Source organism: Streptomyces sp. NPDC013187 (assembly GCF_042899705.1).
Classification (GTDB): domain Bacteria; phylum Actinomycetota; class Actinomycetes; order Streptomycetales; family Streptomycetaceae; genus Streptomyces; species Streptomyces hawaiiensis_A.
Genome location: NZ_JBIBAF010000011.1, coordinates 100,780 through 124,485, shown reverse-complemented (window position 1 = coordinate 124,485; position 23,706 = coordinate 100,780). Strand labels below are relative to the sequence as shown.

Here is a 23,706-nt window from a genome sequence, read left to right as displayed (position 1 = left end):
GGGGGCCCGCCCTTGGGGGAGGTGCGTTCAGGTGGCCGAGGGAGGGCGCCCGGCGCGAGCGGTGCCTGGTCAGGAGCCTTGGGGGGTGTAGTCGAACCAGTCGAAGTGGACCGTGCCGGCGGCGGCGTACATGCCGATGACCCGTCCGGTGAAGCCGCCGGCCACCTCGGTGGACAGGTAGCGGCCGTCCAGGGTGCCGAGTTCGGCGAAGGTGCCGTCCGGTTCCTCGACGCCGAAGGTGAGGGTGTCGGGACCGGTGCGGGGGCCCTGCTCGGGGGCGGGGGAGACCCGGACGCCCAGCGTCACGGGGCCGGAGGGCGCCGGCCGGGAGGCCAGGACCGTGCGCAGGCTGCCGACGCGGGCGAGCACCCGCACCTGTCCCTTCGACGCCTCGATCTCGTAGTGGTGCTCCTCGTCCAGACGGACGGCGAGACCGCCGCGTCCCTGCTCCACGTCGATGCGGGTGCGTGCCTCGCATGCCAGGTGCTGCTGGCGGCGGCCGACGAACACGGCGTCCGGCTCGTCCAGGGAGTCACCACGGGCACGCAGGGTCAGCCAGCCGGAGCGTTCCTTGGTGGTGCAGTGCTCCACGGGGCGTTCCCGCACGGAGATCCACTGCGGCCGCAGCTCGCTGAGGTCGAAGTCGTCACGTACGGCTTCGGCGGGTACGGGGACGAGCGGCCAGGCCGGCGCGGGCAGTTCGGACGGGACTTCGCCGACGACCGGCCAGCCGTCCACCCATTCCACCGGCGCCAGGAACGTCTCGCGGCCCAGTACATGCCAGCCCGGTGTGCCGCCCCGCGGCCGGACGGCCAGCAGCACCATCCACCACGAGCCGTCGGGTGCCTGCACCAGATCCGCGTGTCCGGTGTTCTGGACAGGGCGGTTGGTGCCGCGGTGGGTCAGCACCGGGTTGTGCGGGCACGGCTCGAACGGGCCGGAGGGAGACGTCCCGCGGGCGATCGAGACGCCGTGGCCGCGCTCGGTGCCGCCCTCGGCGATGAGCAGGTACCAGTACGCGCCGATGCGGTACAAGTGCGGTCCCTCCGGGGCCATCGCGCCTGGGCTGCCGGACCAGAGCGGGTGCTGCTCGCCGAGCGTCTCCCCCGTCGACGGGTCGATGCGCACCTGCGACACCCCCGCGACCGTGCACCAGCAGGTGCCGTCCTCGTCCCAGGCGAGGTCCGGGTCGATGCCCTTGACCCCCGGCAGCCGCACCGGTTCGGACCAGGGCCCGGCCGGGTCGGTGGCGGTGAACAGCAGGTTCCCCTCGCCCTTGGCCACGTTGGTGACGATCAGCCAGAAACGGCCGTCGTGGTGGCGCAGGGTGGGGGCGTAGATGCCGCCGGACGACGCCATGTCCGGGGGCAGACGGAGCTGGCTCGGCCGGTCCAGGGCGTTGCCGATCTGCGTCCAGTGCACCAGATCGCGACTGTGGAACACGGGGATGCCGGGGAAGTACTCGAAGCTGGAGCACACGACGTAGTAGTCGTCGCCCACCCGGCACACACTGGGGTCGGGATGGAAGCCGGGGATCACGGGGTTGGTCACGGCAGCTGTCGGGAGCTGATTCTCTGGCACGCGGTCACATCCTTGTCGTCAGCGGTTCGTCGACGTGTGGTCGAGGCGGAGCAGCACGGCGGACGGAGCCGTGGGCAGCGTCAGCGTGAGGTCGGCGGTGCCGGGATCCCAGTGGGCGTCGGCCTGGCTCGCGGTCGGGTAGAGCACCTCGAGGCGAGACGCGGAGCCGTGGAGGTGCGGCAGAGCGAGACGCGTGGTGGCCTCGGCTCCCGGGCGGCGCCAGACCGTGAGGTAGGTGGTGGCGGGGGTGCGCAGAGCCAGGGCGAGCCACGGGTCCTCCCAGGCCGGCAGGCCGAGCGGCCAGACGGGGACGGCCCGGGCCAGGTCGTCGCGGATGGCCTTGTACACGGCGACGGCCTCGTGCACGAGGGAGAGGGCCTCGGGCCGCAGGTCCGGCAGCAGACCCGACAGGTGGACGCGGCCGAGGAGGGCGTTGGCCATGGTGAAGACCACCTCGTCCAGGGAGTCCTGCGGCAGCGGGTAGGCCCAGACGGCGCCCTGTTCAGGGGTGACCGCGGTGGGTGCGGAGGCCGCGATGGGCGCGTACAGCTGGAAGTTCTGCTGATCACTGGTGGACTGCAGCTGCAGCCGGGACAGCAGCGCGTAGTCCCAGCGCATGCCGCCGGACGAGCAGTTCTCCACGACCAGGTGCGGATGGCGGTCCAGGATGCCGTCGAGCCAGTCGAGGTGCGCCCGGTTGTGACCGAGCAGGCCGGCGCCCGGCGTTTCCCCGGGGTGGGCACTCGTACCGGAGCCCGGGTCGATGTTGTGGTCCAGTTTGAGGTAGCCGACGCCCCACTCACCGACCAGGCGGTCCACGACCTGGTCCAGGTGGGCGCGGGCGGCGGGGTGACGCAGATCCAGGTGATGGCGGCCGGTCTCGGTGACGCGTACACCGTCGCGGCGGAAGAACGCCTCGTCCGGGAGCGACTCGGCCATGGGACTGCGGACACCGATCACCTCCGGCTCCAGCCACAGACCGGGCACCATGCCCCGCTCCCGGATGCGGTCCAGCACCTCGTGGATCCCGCGCTCGCCGGGGAAACGCGAGGCGGCGGGCTCCCAGGCGCCCACGCTGTCCCACCAGCCGCCGTTCTCGCCGTCGTACCAGCCGGCGTCGATGACGAAGTACTCCGCGCCCGCGTCGGCTGCCGCGTCGATCAGCGGCAGCAGTTTCTCCGTCGTGGGGTCGCCCATCAGACAGTTCATGTAGTCGTTGAAGATGACGGGGAGTCGCTCGTGGTCGGAGTGCGGGCGGCGGATGACCCGCCGGTAGCGGGTGAGGGCGGCGAAGGCCTCGTCCGGGCCGCCGTCGTCGCTGAAGGCGAGGGCCACCGGTACGGTGGCGAACTCCGCGCCGGGCTCCAGCGGGTGCCGCCAGCCGTGGTGGGTGTCGTTCGGGCCGAACAGGGCCAGGTAGGCCAGCGTGTCGCGTTCGCCGCACTCCCAGTGCCAGCCGCCGCCGTTGTGCTCGATCTGCCACACCCAGGTGCGCCCGAGACGACGGTCCGTCAGGCCGCCCATGGGCAGGCGGCCGCAGCTAGACCACACGCCCCGCCCGGTCCGCGTGAACTCGCCCTTGCCGTTGTCGTAGACGACGCGATCGCCCAGGGCCGGTGAGGTCACCCGCATCGGCCGTCGCTGCCAGCGGCATTCGGCGACCCAGTCGTTCTCGGCCCACAGCAGGTCCGCCGCCTCGACGGCCTCCGGCCCATCGGCGAGAGCGCCCACGACGAGGGAGGAGACCGACTCCAGGTGGAGGGTGGCCTCCCCGCTGTTGCGCAGGGCCACTTCGGCGCGCAGCACGGGCACGCCGTCCGGCGAGCGGTAGGCGACCTCCGCTGCGAGACCGGTCTCGGGGTCGTGAAGTCGGACCGTGAGCATCTGCCACGCGCCGTCGCGCTTCACGCGGTGCTCGCGGTACCGCAGACGCGCGCCGAGGGAGGTGTCGATGAGGCGCCCGCCCGACCAGGCGCGGCCGTGGCCCGCGGCCGTCACCTCCACCAGGGGCAGCGGAGGCCAGTTGCGCCGCTCGGGAGGCGTGCCGCCGGGGCGGCCGATCCGCGTGAGGCGGGCGATGCCGTCCTCGCCGACGCCGATCTCGACCTCCAGGGCCCGGTGGCCCCATCGGATGATCTGCGGTGCGCTGGTCATGGTTGCCTTTCCGATCGGTCGGCAGGGTTCAGGCCATACGGAGCACGGCGCAGCCGCCGGGCGGCAGTTCCGCCACCGGGGCGTCCGTGAGCAGGTCGTGGGCGGGCTCGGGGAGCGGCACGGGTTCGGTGCCATGGTTGATCAGGAAGCGCCAGCGGCGGCCGTCCGGGGTGTGCCGGGTCACGGCCTCGACCCGGGGAGAGAGGTCCTGCACCTCGGGGCCCACGTCCGCCTCGTCGAGGGGCCGGGCGACCAGGGCCGCGTCATCGACGTCTTCGAGGAGCCGGGCGACCAGGGCCGCGTCATCGACGTCTTCGAGGCGGGTGGAGAGGTACCAGCCCTGTCCGGCGCCGTAGTGGTGACGGGTGAGAGCCGGGCTGCCGGCGAGCAGGCCGTGGGTGTAGGCGGCGAGCGGCTGCGCACCGGCGGTGCGCAGGGACTCGCTCCATACGGTGCCGTGCGACCCGTCCGACAGGGTGATCCGCTCGTCCCGCCGCAGCGGCCGGTACTCCTCGACGCGAATGCCCAGGGCCTCGCGCAGGGGAGGGGCCGGATACCGCCGAGACGAGCGTGCAGGCGGTCGTCGACGTATCCGCTCGCGTGCTGCACCAGAAGCGTGCCGCCGCCGGCGACGTAGCGGCGCAGGTTCTCGGCGGCCTCGTCGGAGAGGAGGAACAGGGCGGGCGCGAGGACCAGCGGGCACCGGACCAGATCGTGCTCCTGGTGGGCGAAGTCGACCGTGACGCCGGCGTCCCACAGAGCGCGGTGGGCCCGGCCGGGTGCCGCGTGGTAGTCGTCGAGACCCGCCGACGGCAGGCCGTCCACGCCCAGTGCCCACCATGCGTCCGCGTCGTGCAGGGCACTCGGCGATGGTGCCGCACGCGGGGCCTTCTTGTCCGCGGCGATGCCCGACTGGTAATCGGCGAGGTTCCAGGCACCGGTGCCGCCGCCCACTATCAGCACCTTCCCGGAGTAGAAGGCGTCGGTCAGCTCCTTGCCGAGGTTCATCAGGTCGTCGGCGGACGTGACGTCGTCCGCCGTGATGCCCTGCGCCTCCAGGATGTCGCGCCGGTAGAAGGTGGTACCGGCGATGGCGAACCTCGTGGATCCGCTCGGTGTGCCGTACAGCTTGTTGCCCCGAGCGCCGACCTGCCAGCCACCGGTGGGGATCGCGGCCAGGCCGGGATACTTCTTGATCTTGTCGCCCGACAGGTAGGGCGTCAGGTCCGCGAGCTGGGTGCCCGCGAGCCGGCCGACGTTGAAGGTGGCATTCCACCAGGTCGGCGGCTGGAGCCGGTCGGGCAGCCGCTTGGCGGCCGTCATGGTCGGGATGATGGTCGCGTAGTTGTTGCCGTCCGCGGGCTTGATGGTGAGGTCGACACCCAGGGCCTTGTTCATGGCCTGGTAGAAGGAGTTCCCCGAGGCGGGGTCCGTGGCCGGGTCGGCGCCGTTCGACACCCAAGGGATGTCGGGCTTCGCGGACCTGGGGAACGTAGGCGGGCATCGCCTTCTTCAGTCCCGACGCGGTGTTCGAACCGGTTGTTTGTGCGCCGTCGTTCCCGCAGGCGGAGAGCAGAGGAGCCATCGCCGCGGCCCCCGCCACCACGGTGGCCTTGCCGACGAAGCATCTGCGGTTCAACTCGTTGCTCATGAGCGGCCCCTTCTCCCACAGAGCGTCGAAGCGCTTCACCAGGCGGCGAACGTTAATGACATGCTTTTCGCGAAACAAGATGGTGATACCTGAGAAACTTCCCTCTCTTCAATGCATTGACAGGCTGCGAAGGCGGTGGCAGCGTCGAAGCGCTTCAACAATCCGAAACCGGCCTGCTTCCAGAGGTGTGCCTCGTGGTTTCTCCGTCGCTGACCGCCGCCGCTCGGCTCCCGTTCCGTGACCCCGCACTGCCCATGTCGAAGCGGGTCGACGACCTGCTCGGGCGGCTCACACTCGACGAGCGGATCGCCCTTCTGCACCAGTACGCCCCGGCCGTCGAGCGTCTCGGCGTCGCCGCGTTCCGCACCGGCACGGAGGCACTGCACGGCGTGTCCTGGCTCGGTGAAGCGACCGTCTTCCCGCAGGCCGTGGGTCTCGGCGCGACCTGGGACGAGGATCTGGTGCGGGAGGTCGCCCAGGCCGTCTCGGTCGAACTGCGCGCCTTCCACCGCCACCGCCCTACGGCGAACGGCGTCGGCACCAACAGCCTGCAGGCATGGGCGCCCGTGCTGAACCTGCTGCGGGACCCGCGCTGGGGCCGCAACGAGGAGGGCTACTCCGAGGACCCGGAACACACCGCACGGCTCGGAACGGCGTACTGCCGGGGGCTGGCCGGCGACCACCCCACGTACCTGCGCGCCGCCCCCGTGCTCAAACACTTCCTCGCCTACAACAACGAGGACGACCGCTGCATCACCTCCTCCGGCCTGCGCCCCCGCGTCCTCCAGGAGTACGACCTGGCTGCCTTCCGGCCCGCCGTCGCCTCGGGTGCGGCCACCGGCGCGATGGCCGCGTACAACCTCGTCAACGGCCGACCCTGCCACGTCAGTCCACTCATCCGGACGGAACTGCGCGAGTGGGCCGTGCCGACCGGACACGAGCTCTTCGTGGTCAGCGACGCCGAGGCACCGTCCAACCTGGTCGACCCGGAGCACTACTTCGCCGACCACCCCGAGGGGCACGCTGCGGCACTGAAGGCCGGCATCGACAGCTTCACCGACCAGAACGAGGACAGTTCCACCGTCACCGGCCGCTTGCGGGAGGCCCTGGAACGCGGCCTGATCGACGAGGCGGACATCGACCGCGCGGCCCGTCGCCACCTGCAACTCCGCTTCCGTCTCGGCGAGTTCGACCCCGACCTGGACCCGTACGCCGGGATCGGCCCGGAGGTGATCGACTGCCCCGACCACCGCGCCCTCGCCCGGCGCGCCGCCACCGAGTCGGTGGTGCTGCTCAAGAACGACGGCCTGCTGCCCCTGCGGACGGAGCGCTCCTTCCGCATCGCCGTCATCGGCCCCCACGCCGACAGCGTGTACGAGGACTGGTACAGCGGCACCCTGCCCTACCGGGTCGGCATCGCGTCCGGGCTGCGTGCCGCCCCGGCGGACGTCGTCACCGTCGAGGGCACCGACCGGATCGCCCTGCGCTCGCACACCACGGGCACCCCTCTTGGCGGGACCACGTTCGACGTCCAGGACTGGGGCGGCGGCACGCTGACGCTGCGCGACACCGGCACCGGCCGCTACCTCACCCGCAAGGACGACGACGCGATCCTCGCGGACCCCACGGTCATCAAGAGCTGGTTCGTCAACGAGACTTTCCGACTGGAGCCCGATCCGCTCGGCGACGCCGACACCGTGCTCCTGCGCAACCTCCACACCGGCCGCTACGCCGCGGTCGACCCCACGGACGGTCGGGTCGCCGCCACCGCCGAGACGCCGCAGAAGGCCGAACGCTGGCAGCGCGAGCTGCTGCGGGACGGCACGGCCGAGGCCCGCGCCGCCGCCGAGGCGGCCGATGTAGCGATCGTCGTCCTCGGCAACCACCCGCTCATCGACGGCCGCGAGACCGAGGACCGCTCGGGCATCGCACTGCCCGCGGCCCAAGATGCGCTCTTGCGCGCGGTCGCCGCGGTCCGCCCGGAGACCGCACTGGTCGTCATGAGCAGCTACCCCTACGCCCTCGACTGGGCCGACGAGCACCTGCCCGCCGTGATGTGGACGTCTCACGGCGGGCAGGAATCAGGCACCGCACTGGCCGCCGTCCTGCGGGGTGACGCCGACCCCGCCGGGCGCCTGCCGCAAACCTGGTACCGGGGCGACGACGAGCTCCCGCACCCCCTCGACTACGACGTCATCAAGGCGGGCTGGACCTACCAGTACCACCACGCCGCACCCCGCTACGCCTTCGGACACGGTCTGTCCTACACGGACTTCACCCACAGCGACCTGCGGCTGTCCGCGGCTGAGGTGGCGGGGGACGGCACGCTCGACGTCTCACTGAGCCTGACGAACACCGGCGGCCGTACCGGAAGCGAGGTGGTCCAGCTCTACGTCCGGGCGTTGAAAGCCCGTTACGAGGCGCCGAGGCTGCGGCTCGCCGACTTCCGCAAGGTACGGCTCGAACCCGGGGCGAGCCGGGAGGTGGTCTTCCGGCTGCCCGCCGACCGGTTCGCGCACTGGGACGTCGCCACCGGCGCCTTCACCGTGGACCCCGGCACCTACGAGGTCCTCGTCGCCAGGTCCGCCGAAGACGTGGTCCTGACCGCACCGTTGACGGTGACCGGCGCGCCTCCCGCGCCCCGAGCGGTCGTCGGCCGGCGTACCCTGGCGGTCGACTTCGACGACTACACGGCCGTCACCCTGGTCGACGCCGACCGCGCCGCAGGTGACGCCGTCGCCCCGGCCGGCCCCGCACGCCCCGCCACCCTGCTGTTCCGCCGCGCCGATCTGACCGGCGCGGCCCGCTTCGCGGCGCAGGTCGCGCGCGTGGACGCCGGCGGCGGAGAGCCACGGCTGGAGATCCTGGCCGGGGACCGGCCGTTGACCGAACTCACCGTACCGGTCACCGGGGGCCCCTACATCTGGACCACAGTGGCGGCCGATGTGACGGCACCCGTCGACGGTGTCCACGACCTGCGACTGATCCTGCACGGCGACTTCCGCCTCTCCTCCTTCTCCTTCGGCTCGTCCGAGGACGGGGCCGTGTGATCAGTGCGAGGTGCTGCCGACCGTCGACGGCGACTCCACGGGTGACTCCGGCCCAGGACGCGGCGGCCGCCGTCGACGCGGCCTGGGACGCGGGCATCCGGTAGTCCGACACCGCTCCGCACTACGGCCTCGGCCTCTCCGAGCGCCGCCTGGGTGCCGCCCTGCGCGCCCGGCCGCGTGAGGCCTGCGTCGTCTCCTCCGAGGCGGGCCGGCTCCCCGTCCCCGACGATGGGCCCCGAGGCGTCGACGACGAGGTTTTCGTCGTGCGCGACGACCTGCTCCGGCAAGGGGACTTCAGCCGCGACGGCGTCCTACGGTCCGTCGGCGACACCCTGGAACCGAGGAGTTCCCTACGGTCCGCTGTGCGCCACGTGGGCCACGTGCGCCTTGGGGGAGGAAGGTGGACGGTGAGAAGGAGTCATCCGTCCCCCCTTGTGGTGCGGGCTGTGGCGTCGCCTCCCTCGGGGGCGGGCGCCAGGCGGTAGAAGGCGGTCGCCGTTCCGGCCAGGACGGCCTGGATCTCGGTCTCGGCACAGCCGTCGAGCAGTTCGTCCACGGTGGCGGCCCAGCGGTTCCAGCCGCCGGCGAGGTTCGCGACCGGCCAGTCCGAGCCGAACATCAGCCGGCCGGGGCCGAAGGAGTCGAGCAGAACGTCCCAGACGGGCCGGATGCCGGCGGTCGACCAGGTGTCGTGGTCGGCCTCGGTGATCAGCCCCGACACCTTGCACACCACGTGGGGATGACCCGCCAGCCGGCGCACCTCGCGTTCCCAGTCCGCCAGGTCACACGCGGCGATGGGCGGCTTGCCCGCGTGGTCGAGGACCTGGGGCAGGTCCGGGAACCGTTCGGCCAGCCGGATCGCCTGCTCGAGCTGGTGGCTGCGGACGAGCACGTCGTAGCAGAGCCCGCGGTCCCGCAGGGCCGCCAGGCCGCGCTCCACATCGGGCCGCTGCAGCCATTCGGGGTCCGTCTCGCCCTGGACGAGGTGGCGCACGGAGCGCAGATACGTGCCGCCGGGTCCGGCGCTCAGGCGGTCGAGCACGTCACCGATCGCCGGGGACGTCAGATCCGCCCAGCCGACCACGGCCCCGATCAGTGGCTCCTGTGCGGCGAGGGCGAGCAGGTCCTCGGTCTCGGGCACGTCCGCGATGCATTGCACCACGACCGTGCTGTGCAGCCGTCGGCCCGCGATCGGGTGAGTGGCGGTGGAGCGCAGATCGCCGGGGGTGAAGGTACGGCGGATCGTTGCCACGTCGGGGTCGTCGAGCCAGGGTTGCGGGCGCCGATCGAGGTCCCACAGGTGATGGTGGGCGTCGACGAGTGCGGGTGCTGCGGTCACTGTGGGTCCCCCTCCGGGTTCAGGTGCCAGACCTCCGGCATCTCCGTCCACTGGCGTGAGTCACCCCGGTCCGGCCAGGGCTCCTGGCAGGGGTCGGTGAGCTTCCACCACTCCTGGGTCTCGGGATCGGCCTCGAGTTCCGCCATGTCGGCCTCGAAGTCCTCGCCGTGGTACTCGAAGTAAGCGAACAGCACGTCACCGTGGAGGAAGATGCTGTAGTTGCGAATCCGTGCCCGGTGCAGGGCGGCCTCGACCCCGGGCCACACGGCGGAGTGGAGTTCGAGGTACTCCCGCCGGTGTTCGGGTCGGAGCCTGATGGTCTGGGCGAAGCGCTTCATGAGGTGTCCTCCTCCACGCCCGGGCGGGGCTGGTCGGCACAGGTGTCGAAAGGTGTGCGGTAGCTGGGTGTGCGGGTGCGGGTGCGAGACCGAAGCCGGTGTCTCAGCTGTATAGGGGTGGACGCCGGAAGCCGGACGGTCAGGTAGGCACTGTCGCAAGCCGTCTCCGCATGGGAGACGACCGGCTCCGTGTGGCCGTAGTCGTACATGTCCCCGATTCAACCGTCGTCCGCGCACGTTGTGTACCGGAGCGCCGTGATGCTGTGCTCAGCGAAGGCACCCGCCTGGGCCTCGGCGTCGTGGTAGCGCAGCCGGGCCTGTTGCAGGCCGCCGTGTACAGCACCTGGGGCCGCCCCAGGTCAGCTGGACGAGAGCCTCGGTGACCACCGGACTGCACAGCTGCCACACATGGATGTCTGCCTCGGCCACCTCCAGGTAGCGGTAGCGGTCCATGCGCCGCAGACGGTGGCGGACCTGGGCCTGGGCGGTGGCCAGGGTCCGCTCCGGGTACCCGGGGTCGTCACCGGCGTGGAAGGCGAACCACGCCTTCTCGTGCCCGGGCTCCTCCTGGGCACGGAACGGCCGGACCCCGCGCCAGTCGATGCCGTCGGCCTCACCCAGCCCCTTCAGCCGGGCATGGTCGGCGTCAGGGGCCCTGTGGTGCCACAGGGCCACCGGCACCGGCGCGGTGACCGGGTTGTCGGGTAGCGCCGGGCGAGGCGGGAGGCTGAACAAGGCACTGCGCAGCGCGAGTGCGTCACCGATCGCCGGCGAACCGGTGGAAGCGGTGGAAGCGGTGGAAGCGGAGTAAGCGGAGTAGGGCATTCACGTCCGTGTGCGATCATTCGCCCGTGAAAGCACCCTCCAGCCCGCCTTCGGGTGAATCGCCGACCGAGCGCGACGCCAAGTCGCCTGTTTTCGCAGCCGAGTTCAAGGATGCCGTCACGCTCCGGGCCTTCGGGCTCGTGCTCGGCGGCCTGCTCGTGCAGCTCGCCTTCATCGTCTCCTACGTCGGGGCCTTCCACTCGCCCACGCCCCACCGGATAGCCGTGGCGGTCGCCGCTCCACAACAGGCTTCCGCGAAGATCGTCGCCCAGCTCGACGCCCTGTCCGGCGACCCCGTCAAGGCGACGGCGGCACCGAGCGCCGAGACGGCCCGGCAATGGGTGCTCACGAGAAAGACGGACGCCGCCTTCCTCTTCGACGCGGCCGGTACCAAGGACACCCTCCTGGTCGCTTCGGCCGGTGGGCCCTCGGTGTCGCAGACCGCCACACAGATCGCCCAGAAGATCGAGACGGCGCAGAAGCGGCAGATCACCGTCTCCGACATCCGCCCCCCGAACGCCGGGGACGGCCGAGGCATGACGTCCTTCTACCTGGTGGTGGGCTGGGTGATCGGCGGTTATCTCACGGCCACGATCATGGGGATGGCGGCGGGTGCCCGCCCTGCCAACCGGCAGCGCACCCTGATCCGCCTCGCCGTGCTCGCGTTGTACGCGGCCGTGTCCGGAATCGCCGGAGCGGCAGTCGTGGGGCCGGTGTTCGGCGCACTCGACGGTCATTTCTGGGCCCTGAGCGGCATCGGTGCCCTGGTCGTCCTCGCCTCGGCGGCGACCGCGCTCGCCCTGCAGACCCTGCTGGGCCTGCTGGGTACCGGCGTGGTCATCCTGCTGTTCGTGGTGCTGGGCAATCCGAGCTCCGGCGGCGTCTACCCGGCGCCGCTGCTCCCCGCGTTCTGGAGCGCGATCGGACAGGCCCTGCCGCCGGGGGCCGGTACCACGCTGGTCCGCAACACGGTCTACTTCTCGGGCCATGCCGTCACGGCGGCACTCTGGGTGCTCGGCGCCTACGCCGTGGGCGGCGCGGTACTCGCCTGGGCGGCTTCGTGGCGGAACGAACGCCGACACCCGAACGCCCCCGCCGCAGAACCCGGGACGCTGCCGGAGCCGTCCCCCACCGGCTGACGCGCTGTCCGTCGACACCCACCCGTCCGCGACGAATGCGTCGGAGTCGAACACCCGCACCGGTGTTCACCGCGCCCCGTACACCGGTTCCGGAGTCGCCGCCTCCGCCAGGAGTTCCAGTGCGGCCTCCCCGGCCTCGGAAGGGGACCAACGGACGCCCTTGTCCGCCGCGGGGCCGGGGCGCCACCCCTCCATGACCGTGATGCGACCGCCCGCAGCCTCGAAGACCCGCCCCGTCACCCCGGCGGAGGCCGCGGAGCCGAGCCACACGACCAGCGGGGACACGTTCTCCGGGGCCATGGCGTCGAAGCCGCTGTCGGGGGCCGCCATGGTCTCGGCGAACGTCGCCTCCGTCATCCGGGTGCGGGCCGCGGGGGCGATGGCGTTGACCAGGACGCCGTAGCGGCCCATTTCGGCCGCGGCGACCAGGGTCAGCCCGACGATCCCGGCCTTGGCCGCGGAGTAGTTGCCCTGGCCGACACTGCCCAGCAGCCCTGCCCCGCTGCTGGTGTTGACGACCCGGGCCGCGGGGACGCGGCCCGCCTTCGCCTCTGCCCGCCAGTGGGCCGCCGCGTGCTTCAGCGGCAGGAAGTGCCCCTTGAGATGGACGCGCATGACGGCGTCCCAGTCGTCCTCGTCGAGGTTCACGAGCATGCGGTCGCGCAGGAATCCGGCATTGTTCACCAGGGTGTCGAGGCGGCCGTAGGTCTCGACCGCGGTGCGGATCAACGAGGCCGCGCCCGCCGTCGTGGCGATGTCCCCGCAGTGGGCGACCGCCTGCCCGCCGCGGGTGACGATCTCGTCGACGACGAGCTGGGCGGGCCCCGCCTCGGTACCTGTCCCGTCGAGGCCGACACCGAGGTCGTTCACGACGACCTTCGCACCCTCGGCGGCGAGAGCGAGGGCGTGCGCCCGGCCGAGTCCGCGCCCCGCCCCGGTGACGATCGCGACACGTTCGCTGCACAGTCCAAACATTCTTCGGGTCCCTTCATCGAGAGGCCTGGAAGGCCAGGGAACGGGTGGGCTCGGTGGGCTCAGTCGCCGGCCGTGGCGGCGTCGAGGAAGGCCGGGCGTTCGCCGCCGCCGTGGACGAGCAGGCTCGCACCGCTGATGTACGCCGCGCGTTCGGAGGCGAGGAAGACACAGGCGTCGCCCACCTCCGCCGGGTCGGCGAGCCGGCCGAGCGGCACGGTGCTGCCGACGGCCGCGATGCCGTCCTCGTCGCCGTAGTGCAGATGCGACAGCTCGGTGCGGACCATGCCGAGGACCAGGGTGTTGACCCTGACCCGTGGGGCCCACTCCACGGCCATGCTGCGGGCCAGCTGCTCCAGCCCCGCCTTGGCCGCGCCGTAGGCCGCCGAGCCCGGTGACGGACGGCTGCCGCTGACACTGCCGATCATGACGATCGACCCGCCGCCGGGCTGGGCGCGCATCTGCTCGTAGGCGGCGAGGGAGGCGGTCAGCGGGGCGAGCAGATTCAATGCGACGACCCGGCTGTGCCGTTCGGCCCCGCCCTCCTCGAGCATCCGGTACGGCGTGCCCCCGGCGTTGTTGACGAGCACGTCCAGCCCCCCGTACTCGCCCCGCACGTGAGTGAAGAAGGCGCCGACGGCGTCCGCGTCACGCAGGTCGACCGGGAGGAAGCGGGCGGTGCGCCCGGCCGCTTCGACGGGCCGGTCCGCGGGGCGCCGGGCGCAGGTCACCACCTCGGCCCCGGCCTCCAGCAGGGCCCGGGTGATGCCCGCGCCCACGCCCCTGGTTCCGCCGGTGACCACCGCCACCCGTCCGCTCAGATCGGTGATCGTTGCCATGGGGGACCTCCCGCGAGGCGTACTCCGCTGCTACCTTCATACCTAACAAACGTTTGGTGGAAAGGTAGCTGATCCGCCCATGGGTGTCTCCACCGCAAGCCCCGAAGAGGGCATCACCGTCATCACCGTGGACTTCCCACCGGTCAACGCCCTCCCCGTCCAGGGCTGGTACGACCTGGCCGCCGCGGTGCGCGCGGCCGGTTCCGATCCCGCCGTGCGCTGCGTCGTCCTCACCGCGGCGGGGCGCGGGTTCAACGCCGGCGCCGACATCAAGGAGATGCAGCGCACCGAGGGGTACACGGCGCTCGTCGGCACCAACCGCGGCTGCTACGAGGCGTTCGCAGCGGTCTACGACTGCGAGGTCCCCGTGGTCGCCGCGGTGCAGGGCTTCTGCGTGGGCGGCGGGATCGGCCTGGTCGGCAACGCCGACTCGATCGTGGCGAGCGACGACGCGACCTTCGGGCTGCCCGAGCTGGACCGGGGTGCGCTCGGCGCGGCCACCCACCTGGCCCGGCTGGTCCCGCAGCATCTGATGCGGACGCTCTACTACACCTCGCGCACCGTGACGGCCGAGGAACTGCACCGCCACGGCTCGGTGTGGCGGGTCGTCCCGCGCGAGCGGCTGCACACCGCGGCCATGGAGCTGGCCAGGGAGATCGCCGCCAAGGACGGACTCCTCATCCGCTTCGCCAAGGCCTCGATCAACGGCATCGACCCGGTGGACGTCCGCCGCAGCTACCGCTTCGAGCAGGGCTTCACGTTCGAGGCCAACCTCAGGGGCGTGTCGGACCGGTACCGCGAGGCCTTCGTGTCCTCCCAGTCGCCGAAAGCGGTCACGTCGTCGGAAGGGGAGACGCGTTGAGCGACAAGACGATGACCGCCGAGCAGGTGGCCGGCCGGCTCCGTAGCGGCATGACTCTGGGCATCGGCGGCTGGGGATCGCGCCGCAAGCCGATGGCCTTGATCCGCGCGCTGCTGCGCTCCGACATCACCGATCTGACCGTGGTGTCCTACGGCGGTCCCGACGTCGGCCTGCTCGCCGCGGCAGGACGGATCCGCACCCTCGTGGCCCCGTTCGCCACCCTGGACTCCGTCCCCCTGGAGCCGCACTTCACCGCGGCCCGGCAACGAGGTGCGTTCGACCTGGTGGAGCTGGACGAGGCGATGTTCATGTGGGCCCTGACCGCTGCCGCGCAGCGGCTGCCCTTCCTGCCGGTCCGTGCCGGTCTCGGCTCCGACGTGATGAGGGTCAACCCGCACCTGCGCACGGTGGTCTCGCCCTATGCGGACGGCGAGGAGTTCGTCGCGGTCCCGGCGTTGCGCCTGGACGCGGCGCTGGTGCACCTCAACCGGGCGGACGCACAGGGCAACGCCCAGTACCTGGGGCCCGACCCTTACTTCGACGACCTGTTCTGCCAGGCAGCCGACGCCGCGTACATATCCTGCGAGCAGCTCGTCGGCACAGCCGACCTGCTCGAGGACGCGGTCCCGCAGACGCTGCTCGTCAAGCGGGCGTTCGTGACCGGGGTCGTCCAGACACCCAACGGCGCGCACTTCACCTCCTGCGCCCCCGACCACGACCGCGACGAGCCCTTCCAGCGCGCCTATGCCCAGGCCGCCCGCGACCCGGAAGCCTGGCAGGCCTTCACCGATCGCTACCTGTCCGCGGACGAAGAGACGTACCAGGCCGCGGTCGCGGCATTCCATGAGGAGCGGACGTGAGCAGTCCCAGGACGATCAACACGACACGCGCCGAGTACTGCGTGGTGGCCTGCGCGGAGGCCTGGCGCCACGCCGGGGAGGTCCTGGCCGCACCCATGGGCACCGTGCCCACCATCGGCGCCCGCCTGGCGAAACTGACGTTCGCACCCGACCTGCTGCTGACCGACGGCGAGGCACTGCTGATCGGCGACGTCCCGGCGCTCGGTGCCCGGGCCCAGGTGGTGGAGGGCTGGCTGCCCTACCGCCAGCACCTGGCCCTCGTGGCGACGGGCCGACGGCACGTGATGATGGGAGCCAGTCAGCTCGACCGTTACGGCAACCAGAACATCTCGTGCATCGGCGACTGGTCCCGTCCCACCCGGCAACTCCTGGGTGTCCGGGGCGCGCCCATCAACACTCTGAACAATCCGACCAGTTACTGGATACCCAAGCACTCTCCGCGCGTCTTCGTGGAGCAGGCCGACATGGTGTGCGGAGTCGGCTACGACCGCGCCGCCGAGGCCGGCCCGTCCGCCACCCGCTACCACCACGTCCCGGAGGTCGTCAGCAACCTGGGCGTCTTCGACTTCGCCACCCCGGACCACTCGATGCGGATGCGCTCGCTGCATCCGGGGGTCACGATCGAGCAGGTGCTCCAGGCCACCGGTTTCGCGCTCACCGTCCCGGACGACGTGCCGTACACCCGTGACCTCACCACCGAGGAGCTTCGCCTGATCCGGGAGGTCATCGACCCGAAGGGCGCCCGCGACCGCGAGGTGCCCGCATGAGCGGCACCGCGATCGCCACGGCCCTCACCGAACTCGTCGGAGTGCGCACCCCCATCGTCCAGACCGGCATGGGATGGGTGGCCGGACCCCGCCTGGTCACCGCCGCCGCCAACGCCGGAGCCCTGGGCATCCTCGCGTCCGCCACCATGACCCCGGATCAGCTCCGCTCGGCCGTGCGCGAGGTCAGGTCCCGCACCGACGCGCCCTTCGGAGTCAACCTCCGGGCCGACGCCTCGGACGCGGGGGAGAGGGTGCGGATCATCCTCGACGAGGGCGTGAAGGTCGCCTCGTTCGCGCTCGCGCCCCGGCCGGAACTGATCGCCCGTCTGAAGGACGCGGGAGTCGTCGTCATCCCCTCCGTGGGTGCCCGGCGGCATGCCGAGAAGGTCGCGGCCTGGGGAGCCGACGCCGTGCTCGTGCAGGGCGGCGAGGGTGGCGGCCACACCGGCAGCGTCGCCACCACCGTGCTGCTGCCACAGGTCGTGGACGCCGTCGACATCCCCGTGATCGCCGCCGGCGGCTTCCGGGACGGCCGCGGACTGGTCGCGGCCCTGGCCTACGGCGCCGCCGGCATCGCCATGGGCACCCGCTTCCTGCTCACCTCCGACAGCACCGTCCCCGACGCCGTCAAGGCCCGCTACCTCGCCGCGGGCGTCCAGGACGTCACCGTCACCACCAAGGTCGACGGCCTGCCCCACCGAATGCTGCGCAGCGACCTGATCGACGCGCTGGAGCGCTCCGGCCGTACAGCCTCCCTGCTGCGCGCCCTCCGGCACGCCTCCGCCTTCAAACGGGACTCCGGCATGAGCTGGACCGGCCTGGTGCGCGACGGCCTCGCCATGAGACACGGCAAGGAACTGACCTGGAGCCAGGTCCTGCTGGCCGCCAACACCCCGATGCTCCTCAAGGCCGCGATGGTCGACGGCCGCACCGACCTGGGCGTGATGGCCTGCGGCCAGGTCGGGGGGCTGATCGACGACCTGCCGTCCTGCGCCGAACTCGTCGACGCGATCATGGCGGAGGCACACGCCACGCTCGGCAGGCTGCCGACCGACGGCCGTACCGTCAGACACAGTTCGCGCTGATCTGCCGCCCACCTCATCCCGCCGGTCCGTCCGCCAGTACCCGGGCTCGGCATGCGGCCGGAGTACCCCAGACGGCACGCAAGGGGCGGGCCTTGCGGATCCACAGGGACAGGTCCGGTTCCTCGGTGTAGCCGACGGCGCCGTGGAGTTGCAGGGCCGTACGCGCCGCCCCGTACGCCGCCTCGCAGGCCGACACCTTCGCGGCGGCCACCTCCCGGCCTGCTGCCGGATCACCCGCCGCCAGGGCCAGAGCGGCGGCATGGACCAGAGGCCGGGCGAACTCCAGGGCGATGAGGGTGTCGGCCAGGCGGTGCTTGACCGCCTGGAACGAGCCGACAGTCACCCCGAACTGGGTGCGCTGCCGTACGTACTCCACCGTGCGTTCCAGCAGCGATCTTCCCAGCCCGAGGGCCTGCGCGGCGGTGACCAGCGCCGCGACATCGGCGGCGTACGCGGCGGCCGCCGTCACCGCGGGCCCCTGCGCGAGCACGGCTCCACCCAGCGGTCGGGCCAGCCGCCGCGCCGGGTCGGCCGACGACTGCACCGGACCGTGCGAGGCCGCGAGCCGTACGGTGTCGCCGTCCACCACGAACACCGCGTCGGCGGCGTCGGCGTCCAGCGCGTACGGGCTGCCCCCGGGCGACAGGACGCACAGGGACGCCACGGCCTTGCCCGACATCAACTGCGGGAGCCAGGCATGCGCCGCGTCGCCCCCGAGCCTGCCCAGCAGGGCACCAGCGGCGGCCGTCTCGGCCAGCGGACCCGGCACGGCATGACGGCCCAGCTCGCCGAAGGCGACGGTGAGTTCGACGGGCAGCGGTCCCAGACCCTCGTGCTCCTCCGGAACGGCGAGGGCGAAGACGCCGGCCTCCGCGAGCCTGGCCCACAGGGCGCGTCCGGGTCCGTGGTCGCCGGCCGCCCAGGACCGTACGACGCCGGGTGTACAGGCGGATCCCAGCATGCCGTCCAGCGCGCGGGCGAACTCCCGCTGCTCGTCGTCGAGGAGAAACCGCATCACCGGCGTCCCTTCGGCAGGCCGAGCAGCCGCTCGGCGATGATGTCGCGCTGGATCTCGTTGGTGCCGGCGTAGATCGGACCGGCCAGGGAGAAGGTGTACCCCTCGGCCCAACTGCCGTGCGCAACCGCCTCGGTGGACTCGTCGGACAGCTCTCCGCGGGGGCCGAGCAGATCGAGGGCGGTCTCGTGCACGGCGATGTCCAGCTCGGACCAGAAGACCTTGTTGAGGCTGGACTCGGCGCCGATGGATCCGCCGGCGGCGATGCGTGAGGCGTGGGCGTAGGTGAACAACTGGTAGGCACGGGCGCCGATGACCGCGTCGGCGACCCGGTCGCGCAACGCGGGGTCGTGAGAGCCGGAGCCTGAGGTGAAGTCCGCTGTGGAGCCGGGGTCAGTGGTGGAGCGCCACAGGGCGGTCAGCCGGTCGGCCGCGGCGGTGAAGCGGCCGGGGCTGCGCAGGGTCAGCCCACGCTCGTTGCCGCTGGCGCTCATCGCGACCCGCCAGCCCTGCCCCGGCTCCCCGATGACGTCCTCGTCCGGCACGAAGACATCGTCGAGGAACAACTCGGCGAAGGCGGGCTTGCCGTCCAGCCGTGCGATGGGCCGTACGGTCACCCCCTCGGCGTCCAGCGGGAACATCAGATACGTCAGACCCCGGTGCGGCCGGTCCGTGTGCGGGTCGCTCCGGAACAGGCCGAACGCGCGGTCGGCGAAGGCCGCCCGGGAGGACCAGGTCTTCTGGCCGCTGATGCGCCAGCCGCCCTCCGTCCGCACGGCGGTGGACCGCAGCGAGGCCAGGTCGGACCCCGCCTCCGGCTCGGACCAGGCCTGCGCCCAGATGACCTCGCCGCTCGCCATGGACGGCAGGAGTCGCGCGCGCTGCTCTTCGGTGCCGTGCTCGAAGAGCGTGGGGGCGAGGAGGTTGATGCCGTTCTGGGCTACCCGGCCGGGCGCGCCGGCCCGGTAGTACTCCTCTTCGAAGATCAGCCACTCCAGCAGGGAGGAGCCCCGGCCGCCGAACCGCTCGGGCCAGGAGACCACCGACCAGCGGTCGGCGAACAGCGTGCCCTCCCACTCCCGGTGGGCGGCGAACCCCGCCGCGGTCTCCAGCGACGGCAGCGGAACCGACGGCACACGGGCGGCGAGCCAGTCCCGCGCCTGTGCCCGGAAGGTGTTCTCGGCGGCGGTGAAGTCGAGGTCCATCAGCGGCGCGCTTCCTTCATCGCGCGCACGTCCATCCCGCCGAGCGAGTCGTCGCTCGTCTCCGCGTTGTGCGCGTGTGCGAGATGGTGCAGCCCGAAGACCGAGTCCAGCCCCGAATGCAGGCCCTGAAGGTCCTCCGCCTGATTGACGGCACGCTTCGTCAGCGCCAGCCCCATCCGGGGCATCGCCGCGATCCGCTCCGCCAGGTCCAGGGTGTGCCGCGCGAGTTCCTCACGGGGCACGACCCGGTTGACCATGCCGACCTCGTAGGCGCGCCGCGCGCTCATCCGGTCGCCGGTGTAGAGGAACTCCTTGGCGATCCGTGGCGGCATCACCCACGGGTGGGCGAAGTACTCGACCCCCGGGATCCCCATGCGCACCACCGGGTCGGCGAAGAAGGCGTCCTCCGAAGCGACGATCAGATCGCACACCCATGCCAGCATCAGCCCCCCGGCCACGCACGCCCCCTGCACCGAGGCGATGACCGGCTTGGGCAGCTCGCGCCAGCGCCGGCACATGCCCAGGTACACCTCGGACTCGCGGGCGAAGCGGCTCTCGGCCCCCGCCTTCTGAGAGTGGTCCCACCAGAGTCCCGCTGTGCGGTCGAACGGCAGGTGCGCGTCCCGCTCCGGAGTGCCGATGTCGTGACCGGCGGAGAAGTGCTGCCCCGCTCCGGCGAGGATCACGACCTTCACCTCGTCGTCGTCCGCCGCGCGGTAGAAGGCCCGGTCCAGCGCGTAGGTCATCGCGGAGTTCTGGGCGTTGCGGTACTCGGGCCGGTCCATCGTCACCAGGGCGACGGCGCCGCGGCGCTCGTAGCGCACGGGGTCCGGGGGTGCGGTGCGGGCGGTGGACATCGCCTCCTCCTTCCCTAACAAGTGTTTGGTAGGTTAACGTACGGGTCGTCGGCCGTCGAGAGTCGCCCCAGCGCCACAGCCGAGGAAACGGACGGCGGCGGCATCGGTGGCACGCTGCCCGAGGAGGTAGGTCATGACCGCGGCCCCACCGCCGTACCTGCCCGGCCACCACCTGCTCACCGGCCGCACGGCCGTCGTCACCGCCGCCGCGGGCGCCGGGATCGGCGGCGCGACCGCCCGCCGGCTGCTGGAGGAGGGCGCCCGGGTCGTGATCTCCGACGCCCATGCCCGCCGCCTGAAGAAGTCCGAAGCGGCGCTGGCCGCCGAGTTCGGCCCCGACCGCGTCACCGCACTGCGCTGCGACGTCACGGACGAGGACCAGGTCACCGCGCTGTTCGACCATGCCGAGGAACACCACGGACGCCTGGACATCGTGGTCAACAACGCGGGCCTCGGTGGTACCGCCGATGTCGTCGACATGACCGACGAGCAATGGAACAAGGTCCTCGACGTCACCCTCAACGGCACCTTCCGCTGCACCCGCGCCGCACTGCGCCGGATGAAAGCCGCGGGCGCCGGCGGTGCCGTCGTCAACAACGCCTCGGTGATCGGCTGGCGCGCACAGCAAGGCCAGGCCCACTACGCCGCCGCGAAGGCCGGTGTCATGGCCCTCACCCGCTGTGCCGCGGTGGAGGCCGCCGCCTACGGAGTGCGGGTGAACGCCGTCTCCCCGAGCCTGGCCATGCACCCACACCTCGCCAAGGTCACCACCCCCGAACTGCTGGAGGAACTGACCGGCCGCGAGGCCTTCGGTCGCTGTGCGGAACCGTGGGAGGTGGCCAACGTGATCGTGTTCCTGGCCAGCGGCTACTCGTCGTACCTGACCGGCGAGGTCCTGTCGGTCAGCAGCCAGCACCCGTGAGGCGAGAATGGTCCCGTGCCGAAAAGCAGCGACAGCGACCACAAGAAGTCCACGGTGAGCCCGCCCGAGCGGCGCGAGGAACTCCTGGCCATCGCGGCTCGGGTGTTCGCCGCGCAGGGCTACAACGCCACGACCGTCCGCAAGATCGCCGACGCGGCGGGGATGCTGGCGGGCAGCCTCTACTACCACTTCGACTCCAAGGAGTCGATGCTGGACGAGATCCTCTCCGGCTTCCTGGACGAGCTCTGGTCCCGGTACGACGCCGTGCTGGGCGCCGGGCTCGGCCCCAGGGAAACCCTGGAGGCCCTCGTGACCGAGTCCTTCCGGGAGATCGACCGGCACCTCGACGCGGTCGCCATCTACCAGAAGGAGTCCAAGCACCTGGGGACCCGGCCGCACTTCGCGTATCTCGTCGAGTCGCAGCAGAAGTTCGAGAAGGCGTGGCTGGGCACGCTGGAGCGGGGAGTGGCCGCCAAGGTCTTCCGACCCGACCTGGACGTACGGCTCACCTACCGCTTCGTGCGCGACACGGTCTGGGTCGCGGCGTCCTGGTACCGGCCGGGCGGCCGGCACAGCCCCGAGGAGATCGCCCGCCAGTACCTGTCGATGGTGCTGGAGGGCATCGCCTTGCACGACTCCTAGCCAGTCCTGCAGATCGCAGACACAGAGAAGGAGACGTCATGGCCGAGGCATACATCGTCGAAGCGGTGCGCACCCCGGTCGGCCGGCGGGGCGGCGGACTGTCCGCCGTCCACCCGGCCGACCTGGGCGCCCATGTGCTGACCGCGCTGATGGAGCGCTCCGGCGTCGACCCGGCCGCCGTCGAGGACGTGGTGTTCGGCTGCCTCGACACCGTCGGCCCACAGGCCGGTGACATAGCGCGCACCTGCTGGCTGGCCGCCGGACTGCCCGAAGAGGTGCCCGGTGTGACCGTCGACCGCCAGTGCGGCTCCTCGCAGCAGGCCCTGCACTTCGCCGCGCAGGGCGTCCTCTCCGGCACCCAGGACCTGGTCGTCGCCGGCGGCGTGCAGAACATGTCGCAGATCCCCATCGCCTTCGCCACCCGGCAGGCCGCCGCACCGCTGGGCCTGACCGAGGGCCCGTTCGCCGGCTCGGCGGGCTGGCGGGCCCGCTACGGCGACCGGCCGGTCAACCAGTTCCTCGGCGCCGAGGAGATCGCCCGCAAGTGGGACATATCCCGTGAGGCCATGGAGGAGTTCGCGTTCCGCTCCCACCAACGGGCCGTCCGGGCCATCGACGAGGGCCGCTTCGATCGGGAGACCGTCGCGTACGGCGACGTGGCCCACGACGAGGGCCCGCGCCGCGACACCAGCCCGGAGAAGATGGCGGGACTGCAGCCGCTGGTGGAGGGCGGCCGGCTCACGGCCGCGCTGTCCTCCCAGATCTCCGACGGCGCCTCGGCCATGCTGGTCGCCTCGGAGCGGGCCGTGCGGGAGCACGGTCTGACCCCCAGGGCCCGCGTCCACCACCTCTCGGTACGCGGCGAGGACCCGATCCGCATGCTGACCGCTCCGATCCCGGCCACCGCGTACGCCCTGAAGAAGTCCGGGATGACGCTCGACGAGATCGACCTGGTCGAGATCAACGAGGCCTTCGCCTCGGTGGTGCTGGCCTGGCTGAAGGAGACCGGAGCCGACCCAGAGAAGGTCAATGCCAACGGCGGCGCCATCGCCCTCGGCCACCCGCTCGGAGCCACCGGAACCCGGCTGACGACCACCCTCCTGCACGAGCTGGAACGCACGGGCGGCCGCTACGGACTGCAGACGATGTGCGAGGGCGGCGGCCAGGCCAACGTGACCATCATCGAACGCCTTTGACCCAGGCGCAGGCACGGGAGGACGTGCAGCGGTGCGGGCGGGCTCCGGCGGCCGTTGCGTGCCGGGACCCGCTCGGCATGCTGACGAGAGTCCGTCGGTGCACGACCGGCCCCGGCCGCACACCGCCGCGCTCGGCGAGCCGCAGTGACCGGCGGTGACGAAGCCACCGCGCACGGCGAAGCCGATGGAGCAGCGGACGTTGCCGGTGTCATACGGGTCACCGCAGGTTCAGGCCTGTCCTCGGCCACCGCGCGCTGAGGCGGCAGTGCCCGAGTTCAGGCCTGTCTTCCGCCACCGCGCGTGGAGGCGGCAGTGCCCTGCAGCGGCGCGTCTCCCCGACTTCGCCGATCACGTCGGGGGCGCCGACCACCGCCGCCGGGCCGCATCCCATACTGAACGGAGGCTCG

At 71.9% G+C, this 23,706-nt stretch carries 19 protein-coding genes and 5 pseudogenes; 10 read left to right on the top strand and 14 right to left on the bottom strand.

Translation table 11 applies throughout. The features are described 5' to 3' along the window. Positions 1–69: 69 nt before the first annotated feature. The 5 genes and pseudogenes from ACFY5B_RS24195 to ACFY5B_RS24175 form a co-directional block, all read right to left on the bottom strand. Positions 70–1,581 (bottom strand): glycoside hydrolase family 43 protein, encoded by a 1,512-nt coding sequence (locus ACFY5B_RS24195; RefSeq protein ID WP_389972413.1) that lies wholly within the window; start codon positions 1,579–1,581, stop codon positions 70–72. 18 nt (positions 1,582–1,599) lie between these two features. Continuing rightward, the gene (locus ACFY5B_RS24190; RefSeq protein ID WP_389972411.1) at positions 1,600–3,735 is read right to left on the bottom strand and encodes an alpha-galactosidase; all 2,136 of its coding nucleotides are present in this window, start codon (positions 3,733–3,735) and stop codon (positions 1,600–1,602) included. A 28-nt stretch (positions 3,736–3,763) separates the two neighbouring features. After that, entirely contained in the window at positions 3,764–3,919 is a 156-nt protein-coding gene (locus ACFY5B_RS24185; protein WP_389972755.1) for a Beta-galactosidase C-terminal domain, read from the bottom strand. 147 nt (positions 3,920–4,066) lie between these two features. Beyond that, positions 4,067–4,438: pseudogene (locus tag ACFY5B_RS24180) on the bottom strand (beta-galactosidase trimerization domain-containing protein); the annotation flags it as partial. After that, positions 4,348–5,193, bottom strand: a pseudogene (locus ACFY5B_RS24175) (extracellular solute-binding protein); the annotation flags it as partial. The pseudogenes ACFY5B_RS24180 and ACFY5B_RS24175, both read right to left, overlap by 91 nt. 387 nt (positions 5,194–5,580) lie before the next feature. Between ACFY5B_RS24175 and ACFY5B_RS24170 the strand changes: the two are divergent. Beyond that, on the top strand, positions 5,581–8,436 hold the full coding sequence (locus ACFY5B_RS24170) for a glycoside hydrolase family 3 C-terminal domain-containing protein (RefSeq protein ID WP_389972409.1): 2,856 nt from the start codon (positions 5,581–5,583) through the stop codon (positions 8,434–8,436). Between the two features lie 38 nt (positions 8,437–8,474). Further along, a pseudogene (locus tag ACFY5B_RS24165) lies at positions 8,475–8,774 on the top strand (aldo/keto reductase); the annotation flags it as partial. 80 nt (positions 8,775–8,854) lie between these two features. On the opposite strand, the gene ACFY5B_RS24160 reads toward ACFY5B_RS24165, so the two are convergent. The 3 genes and pseudogenes from ACFY5B_RS24160 to ACFY5B_RS24150 all read right to left on the bottom strand — a co-directional run. Further along, positions 8,855–9,775 (bottom strand): amidohydrolase family protein, encoded by a 921-nt coding sequence (locus tag ACFY5B_RS24160; protein WP_389972407.1) that lies wholly within the window; start codon positions 9,773–9,775, stop codon positions 8,855–8,857. Next, positions 9,772–10,113 carry an L-rhamnose mutarotase gene (locus ACFY5B_RS24155; protein WP_389972405.1) on the bottom strand — a complete coding sequence of 114 codons (342 nt, stop codon included), beginning with the start codon at positions 10,111–10,113 and terminating at the stop codon, positions 9,772–9,774. Before ACFY5B_RS24155 ends, ACFY5B_RS24160 begins: the two co-directional genes overlap by 4 nt. After that, a pseudogene (locus tag ACFY5B_RS24150) lies at positions 10,110–10,812 on the bottom strand (hypothetical protein); the annotation flags it as partial. The gene ACFY5B_RS24155 and the pseudogene ACFY5B_RS24150, both read right to left, overlap by 4 nt. 152 nt (positions 10,813–10,964) lie before the next feature. Here ACFY5B_RS24150 and ACFY5B_RS24145 point away from each other — a divergent pair. Next, positions 10,965–12,077, top strand: a complete 1,113-nt coding sequence (locus ACFY5B_RS24145; protein ID WP_389972403.1) for a DUF3533 domain-containing protein — start codon at positions 10,965–10,967, stop codon at positions 12,075–12,077. 66 nt (positions 12,078–12,143) lie between these two features. Here the strand turns inward: ACFY5B_RS24145 and ACFY5B_RS24140 are convergent, their stop codons facing one another. Together ACFY5B_RS24140 and ACFY5B_RS24135 are read right to left on the bottom strand one after the other, a co-directional pair. Continuing rightward, positions 12,144–13,052: an SDR family oxidoreductase gene (locus tag ACFY5B_RS24140; RefSeq protein ID WP_389972401.1), complete on the bottom strand. Its 909-nt coding sequence runs from the start codon at positions 13,050–13,052 to the stop codon at positions 12,144–12,146. Between the two features lie 59 nt (positions 13,053–13,111). Beyond that, positions 13,112–13,888 carry an SDR family oxidoreductase gene (locus tag ACFY5B_RS24135; protein WP_389972399.1) on the bottom strand — a complete coding sequence of 259 codons (777 nt, stop codon included), beginning with the start codon at positions 13,886–13,888 and terminating at the stop codon, positions 13,112–13,114. Between the two features lie 79 nt (positions 13,889–13,967). On the opposite strand from ACFY5B_RS24135, the gene ACFY5B_RS24130 reads away from it, so the two are divergent. Genes ACFY5B_RS24130 through ACFY5B_RS24115 form a run of 4 tightly spaced genes read left to right on the top strand, consistent with a single transcriptional unit; the run spans position 13,968 to position 17,462 of the window. Beyond that, on the top strand, positions 13,968–14,750 hold the full coding sequence (locus ACFY5B_RS24130; RefSeq protein ID WP_389972398.1) for an enoyl-CoA hydratase family protein: 783 nt from the start codon (positions 13,968–13,970) through the stop codon (positions 14,748–14,750). Beyond that, a complete protein-coding gene (locus tag ACFY5B_RS24125) occupies positions 14,747–15,610 on the top strand; it encodes a CoA transferase subunit A (RefSeq protein WP_389972396.1) in 864 nt (287 codons plus the stop codon). Before ACFY5B_RS24130 ends, ACFY5B_RS24125 begins: the two co-directional genes overlap by 4 nt. Next, a complete protein-coding gene (locus ACFY5B_RS24120) occupies positions 15,607–16,377 on the top strand; it encodes a CoA-transferase subunit beta (RefSeq protein WP_389972394.1) in 771 nt (256 codons plus the stop codon). Before ACFY5B_RS24125 ends, ACFY5B_RS24120 begins: the two co-directional genes overlap by 4 nt. Then, complete coding sequence (locus ACFY5B_RS24115) at positions 16,374–17,462, top strand: NAD(P)H-dependent flavin oxidoreductase (protein WP_389972392.1); 1,089 nt, start codon at positions 16,374–16,376, stop codon at positions 17,460–17,462. The genes ACFY5B_RS24120 and ACFY5B_RS24115 overlap by 4 nt, the downstream gene beginning before the upstream one ends. A 13-nt stretch (positions 17,463–17,475) precedes the next feature. Here ACFY5B_RS24115 and ACFY5B_RS24110 read toward each other — a convergent pair whose 3' ends face one another. From ACFY5B_RS24110 to ACFY5B_RS24100, 3 genes are read right to left on the bottom strand one after another with little or no spacing between them, the layout of a single operon-like run. Then, positions 17,476–18,477 carry an acyl-CoA dehydrogenase family protein gene (locus tag ACFY5B_RS24110; protein WP_389972391.1) on the bottom strand — a complete coding sequence of 334 codons (1,002 nt, stop codon included), beginning with the start codon at positions 18,475–18,477 and terminating at the stop codon, positions 17,476–17,478. Beyond that, the gene (locus ACFY5B_RS24105) at positions 18,477–19,682 is read right to left on the bottom strand and encodes an acyl-CoA dehydrogenase family protein (RefSeq protein ID WP_389972389.1); all 1,206 of its coding nucleotides are present in this window, start codon (positions 19,680–19,682) and stop codon (positions 18,477–18,479) included. Before ACFY5B_RS24105 ends, ACFY5B_RS24110 begins: the two co-directional genes overlap by 1 nt. Further along, entirely contained in the window at positions 19,682–20,539 is an 858-nt protein-coding gene (locus ACFY5B_RS24100; protein WP_389972387.1) for an enoyl-CoA hydratase, read from the bottom strand. The genes ACFY5B_RS24105 and ACFY5B_RS24100 overlap by 1 nt, the downstream gene beginning before the upstream one ends. A gap of 133 nt (positions 20,540–20,672) precedes the next feature. Between ACFY5B_RS24100 and ACFY5B_RS24095 the strand changes: the two genes are divergently transcribed. The 3 genes from ACFY5B_RS24095 to ACFY5B_RS24085 are packed head-to-tail and all read left to right on the top strand — an operon-like array spanning position 20,673 to position 23,299. Continuing rightward, complete coding sequence (locus tag ACFY5B_RS24095) at positions 20,673–21,461, top strand: SDR family oxidoreductase (protein ID WP_389972385.1); 789 nt, start codon at positions 20,673–20,675, stop codon at positions 21,459–21,461. A 15-nt stretch (positions 21,462–21,476) separates the two neighbouring features. Continuing rightward, positions 21,477–22,103: a TetR/AcrR family transcriptional regulator gene (locus ACFY5B_RS24090; protein WP_389972384.1), complete on the top strand. Its 627-nt coding sequence runs from the start codon at positions 21,477–21,479 to the stop codon at positions 22,101–22,103. Between the two features lie 38 nt (positions 22,104–22,141). Further along, positions 22,142–23,299, top strand: coding sequence for an acetyl-CoA C-acetyltransferase (locus ACFY5B_RS24085; RefSeq protein WP_389972382.1), 1,158 nt, complete (start codon positions 22,142–22,144; stop codon positions 23,297–23,299). Between the two features lie 102 nt (positions 23,300–23,401). Here ACFY5B_RS24085 and ACFY5B_RS24080 read toward each other — a convergent pair. Continuing rightward, a pseudogene (locus ACFY5B_RS24080) lies at positions 23,402–23,521 on the bottom strand (S1 family peptidase); the annotation flags it as partial. Between the last annotated feature and the right edge of the window lie 185 nt (positions 23,522–23,706).

What these genes read in the sequence shown, in the direction of transcription:
- ACFY5B_RS24155 (WP_389972405.1), bottom strand. Translation starts at nt 10,113, where the DNA reads ATGAAGCGCTTCGCCCAGACCATCAGGCTCCGACCCGAACACCGGCGG.
- ACFY5B_RS24110 (WP_389972391.1), bottom strand. Translation starts at nt 18,477, where the DNA reads ATGCGGTTTCTCCTCGACGACGAGCAGCGGGAGTTCGCCCGCGCGCTG.
- ACFY5B_RS24135 (WP_389972399.1), bottom strand. Translation starts at nt 13,888, where the DNA reads ATGGCAACGATCACCGATCTGAGCGGACGGGTGGCGGTGGTCACCGGC.
- ACFY5B_RS24095 (WP_389972385.1), top strand. Translation starts at nt 20,673, where the DNA reads ATGACCGCGGCCCCACCGCCGTACCTGCCCGGCCACCACCTGCTCACC.
- ACFY5B_RS24085 (WP_389972382.1), top strand. Translation starts at nt 22,142, where the DNA reads ATGGCCGAGGCATACATCGTCGAAGCGGTGCGCACCCCGGTCGGCCGG.
- ACFY5B_RS24140 (WP_389972401.1), bottom strand. Translation starts at nt 13,052, where the DNA reads ATGTTTGGACTGTGCAGCGAACGTGTCGCGATCGTCACCGGGGCGGGG.
- ACFY5B_RS24115 (WP_389972392.1), top strand. Translation starts at nt 16,374, where the DNA reads ATGAGCGGCACCGCGATCGCCACGGCCCTCACCGAACTCGTCGGAGTG.
- ACFY5B_RS24130 (WP_389972398.1), top strand. Translation starts at nt 13,968, where the DNA reads ATGGGTGTCTCCACCGCAAGCCCCGAAGAGGGCATCACCGTCATCACC.
- ACFY5B_RS24100 (WP_389972387.1), bottom strand. Translation starts at nt 20,539, where the DNA reads ATGTCCACCGCCCGCACCGCACCCCCGGACCCCGTGCGCTACGAGCGC.
- ACFY5B_RS24190 (WP_389972411.1), bottom strand. Translation starts at nt 3,735, where the DNA reads ATGACCAGCGCACCGCAGATCATCCGATGGGGCCACCGGGCCCTGGAG.
- ACFY5B_RS24105 (WP_389972389.1), bottom strand. Translation starts at nt 19,682, where the DNA reads ATGGACCTCGACTTCACCGCCGCCGAGAACACCTTCCGGGCACAGGCG.